Genomic DNA, 3,887 nt, shown 5'->3' with positions numbered 1-3,887 from the left:
AAAGGATGAAAATATGAAATTACAATTAACTGAGCTACAATATTTAGCACTGATGATTTTAATGCCTATCATTATTTTGTTTGTAGTAATATTAAATTTAATTGGCTTTATTATTACTATAGGCTTACTTATTGTTTTAAGTTGCATATTCCCATTAATAATTAAGTTTAAATCAAGGAAATATGGAGGAGGAATTATCTATAATAAATGGTTTAAAGTAATTGAATTTCATCTTAATAGAACCTCTGACTGGAGTGACTTTGCGTTAGAAGTTGCCAAAGTCAGAAGATTGTCTAAGAGAACTAAAATAGCTATCCTTTTTTACACAGATCATTATGAAGAAACCAGATTGATTGAAATGGGAAAGAAATTAAAGTTAAACATGGAGGTCAAACGAGCCAATCTGTTTCAGAAGCTTGTTTATTTATTTACTTCTTTTATAGCTACTATAGGCAAGAAAAGAGAACGTAAAGGCGATGTGTTAAGGTGCATTGCTCGACCTTTTAAAGATTGAAAACAAGTGCTGATAAGTTAGATTGATGAATTATCAAAAGCAAAGCTTAGTTTGTCTCACTATGTAGGCACATTATACATAACAATCATAATCAAATGTAAATTTCATAAGAACATACAAATAGAACCAGCCCATTAAATGGCTGGTTTTTTGTTTTCTTTTTGAGTTATGATTTCATTTGCTTTTTTAAACAATAGTGTTAGTGCTTTAATGTCTTCATTATCGATTTCGGTGGAGTTATTGGATTCACTAATTTGAGTCCTTAGATCTTCAATCCTATCCTCAATTAAGTGAATAGACTCTTTAGTTTCATTTATACTTTTTAGTGTACTTAGATCGTAAGAATATAGTTCATTTAGATAATCAACTATCTCATTGATCTTGTTAGGTGAAATATCATCTACTGAAGCTTTATGGTCAGTTGAGTTCACAGTGGGGCTGCTTTTTAGTATATTCTTAATCCTTTTAGCTTCTTGTATTTGAGCGCTATAGTGCTTTCTAAGCTCTCCATTCCACCTAAAACCAACTCCTGCAGCTGAACGATTTAGAGACTCTCCTACGTCGTTAAAGGCCCTTAACTGTGACTTACCATTCCTCATATAGTTCAGCACTGTTTCGATAAGCAATTTGTCTTCATGTGGTTTCCAATTGTCGCTTCTACTCATATTTCAATCCTCCAATATTGTGTTCTATTATCATATATATCCCATTTGTCAATAGGTTATGCGGTTGTACATGCTATATTTTGACGCGCGGTTAAAAAGTCTTGACAACAAACGAATGTTCTTATTGCAAATACATTATTTTTACGTATAATAAGAGGTGTAGAGGATATAATGGTAAAAGAAAACAAAAGTACTCAATAAAGTAGTACATAGAAATAAATTAGATTGTAATAGGATAAGCCTGATATGAAATATAATTTAATGGTTAATAAAATAAAAATAATGTAGTAAGTGAGGGGATAATCATGGCGGCAGTATTAGAAAGTAAAGTACATAATAGAGAAATTAAACGACTTCAAGTTTGGATAGCAGATCTAGGCAAAGGAAAAGGTAGTGAACAAGGTGGGATAAGACCAGTAGTGGTTACAAGTAATGATAAGGGGAATTATTATTCACCAGTAGTATCTGTAGTGCCAGTAACTACAAAACCTAAAAAAACGTTACCTACACATGTAAAATTAAACGCAATAGAATTTGGTTTAAATGAGGACAGCACCCTTTTATTTGAACAAAAAAAATCCATTGATAAGAGCAGATTGATGTATAAAGTTGCAGAACTACCTGATTACATTCTACCTTTAATTAGAAAAGCAACATTGGCTGAAAGTGGCTTTGATGTATAGAAAATAATAATACAAGAGAGTTCTACATAGAAGAAAAGCTCCAGAGCATTTGCCTGGAGTCTTTCGGTCTATCTTCTCAGTTTAAGTATATCTTGGATGTCTAATTCGAGTTCTTCGCAAATTTTAGCTAAGTTGGTTAATGTTAATTGCTTAACCTCGTTATTACACATGCTTTGAATTGTTGCTAATCTAACTCCAGTTCTTCTTGATAACTCACGTTGTGATAATCCCTGGTCATCTAAGATCTGTTGTAAACCAATATCAACCCGTAACGACATTATTGTTGTTCCTCCATTTTAGCTACTAAGAAGGGTTGACACTAAATCAAGATATCCATATAATATGTACATGTGATACGATTTTCGTGTCACTCCTACGGCAAATACACCCTGCGCCCATCAAACGTAGGTGTATTTGCCATTTATTCTATCATCAAAAATATCTATTTTACAGTTATATTTTCCTAAGATGAGGTAAAACGATATGAGTAATGTTAAAAGGTATGTGTTACAAAAGCTAATTGATGAGGATAAAGATAAACATTTAAAAGTATGGAAAAACACTACATTATCATCGGAAAAGTATCACGAACTAAATAATTTCCTAAGTAAAGGATACAGAATTTACGATATGGAAAATAATAAGATAGTAAAAGTTTATAGAGATCACTGCAAAAATAATAATGCAGAATGATCTCTATTTTTTATTTCGATTAATTGAACTACTGGGATAAATTTTCAATCTGGTATGTTTTTTTATTTACTTAAATGATAAAATGTGATTGAACCTAGCTGAGGGCGAATTATGTCGAATTGCATTAGTAATTAAAAGGTGGAGTAAATATTAGCAATCTTAATATTATGACTTATACCCTGAGCAGCGGAGTTAAAGGAAGTGTTTCACTCGATGAGGAACAAGTTGAAAATTGGATTAAATGCTATTTAGAAGGAAGACAATTTATAACTAATCTCGACGATGAATTATTTGGACTGAATCCAACATTAGTAGCAGATTTCAAAGTACATAATAAGTTTTCTGAGCAACGAGAATATATTTCGACTGTTCATATGCTATCTAATTATGAATTAGAAAAGGCATATAAGCATATTCAAAGGACTAAAGGAAAAGCCTGACAAAAAACAGAATATAATAGCATTCAAATTAAAAGTTGGTGTGTAATGAAATGAAAATACCTACAGAACTAATTGAAAATATAAGAAAAGTGTCAAAACAGTCTGGCGGATACTTAACAACTACTTTGTATGATGCAAATCGATATGAGGATATGGTTAGTTGGGATAGATTAAAAAAGAATTATAAATTAGAAAGTTTTAATGATTTACTTGAACAGGCAAAAGTGCCAAACAAAGTACAATATGAAAAAGAGAAAAATAAAATCAAAGCCATTAGCAACATAAAATTATTAGCCCTTGAGCATGGTTTCGTCAACTATACTTTGTATGAAAAAGCTAAACTAACTCCAAGTGCTAAATATATTAATACTCACTACGGTTCTTTCGATCAATTAGCGCGAGAATCAAATGTTAAACTATCCACTCACTTACTTACTGATGACGAAAGTATTGCTGCACTCAAGGAAACTCTTAAGGAGTTGGGTTATATCCCAACTAAGAAAGAATATCATTCTTTAAATTTGACTCCAACTGTTGGAGCATTAGAGCACCGCAATTTATCATGGGGTGATGCTTTAAGAAAAGCAGGTTATAGACCTTATACTAAAAGCAGCTTAGTAAGAGATAAAATTTGCATCGAGAATAGTTGTTATAATCAGTTTTCTCCAAGTGATGAAGAGGAAACTTATTGTGAATTCTGCTACAAGAAACTAAGGGCAGAACTTGTTAAGAAATTAGATAAGATGAATATCTACGAACTTAAAGAAATTACACAAAATTTGATTTATGTTGGCAATTCACAGAGAAGCTTGAGACATATAGTAGATAAACTTAATTATTGATAGCTGGATACTTTGTATAAATTGTCTATCTTTGACCAACACTTTATAAT

General features: G+C 31.4%; 6 protein-coding genes. 4 read left to right on the top strand and 2 right to left on the bottom strand.

What is annotated here, in order from left to right; genetic code table 11:
• The coding region (locus tag KFT32_RS27030) for a hypothetical protein (protein ID WP_211750447.1) at positions 1–514 on the top strand (514 nt) is incomplete at its 5' end.
• 134 nt (positions 515–648) lie between these two features.
• On the opposite strand, the gene KFT32_RS27025 is transcribed toward KFT32_RS27030, so the two are convergent.
• The gene (locus KFT32_RS27025) at positions 649–1,179 is read right to left on the bottom strand and encodes a hypothetical protein (RefSeq protein ID WP_211750446.1); all 531 of its coding nucleotides are present in this window, start codon (positions 1,177–1,179) and stop codon (positions 649–651) included.
• A 305-nt stretch (positions 1,180–1,484) separates the two neighbouring features.
• Between KFT32_RS27025 and KFT32_RS27020 the strand changes: the two genes are divergently transcribed.
• Positions 1,485–1,862 carry a type II toxin-antitoxin system PemK/MazF family toxin gene (locus tag KFT32_RS27020; protein ID WP_211750445.1) on the top strand — a complete coding sequence of 126 codons (378 nt, stop codon included), beginning with the start codon at positions 1,485–1,487 and terminating at the stop codon, positions 1,860–1,862.
• A gap of 68 nt (positions 1,863–1,930) precedes the next feature.
• On the opposite strand, the gene KFT32_RS27015 is transcribed toward KFT32_RS27020, so the two are convergent.
• Positions 1,931–2,140: a helix-turn-helix domain-containing protein gene (locus KFT32_RS27015; RefSeq protein ID WP_211750444.1), complete on the bottom strand. Its 210-nt coding sequence runs from the start codon at positions 2,138–2,140 to the stop codon at positions 1,931–1,933.
• A gap of 205 nt (positions 2,141–2,345) precedes the next feature.
• Here KFT32_RS27015 and KFT32_RS27010 point away from each other — a divergent pair, with 205 nt between their 5' ends.
• Both KFT32_RS27010 and KFT32_RS27005 read left to right on the top strand, forming a co-directional pair.
• Entirely contained in the window at positions 2,346–2,555 is a 210-nt protein-coding gene (locus tag KFT32_RS27010; RefSeq protein WP_211750443.1) for a hypothetical protein, read from the top strand.
• A 490-nt stretch (positions 2,556–3,045) separates the two neighbouring features.
• Positions 3,046–3,837 carry a homing endonuclease associated repeat-containing protein gene (locus KFT32_RS27005; protein WP_211750442.1) on the top strand — a complete coding sequence of 264 codons (792 nt, stop codon included), beginning with the start codon at positions 3,046–3,048 and terminating at the stop codon, positions 3,835–3,837.
• Positions 3,838–3,887: the final 50 nt, after the last annotated feature.

The organism is Paenibacillus sp. Marseille-Q4541 (assembly GCF_018310695.1).
In the GTDB taxonomy this organism is placed as follows: domain Bacteria; phylum Bacillota; class Bacilli; order Paenibacillales; family Paenibacillaceae; genus Paenibacillus.
The sequence above is the reverse complement of the archived record's forward strand: the minus strand, read 5'-3'. Positions and strand labels throughout refer to the sequence as shown.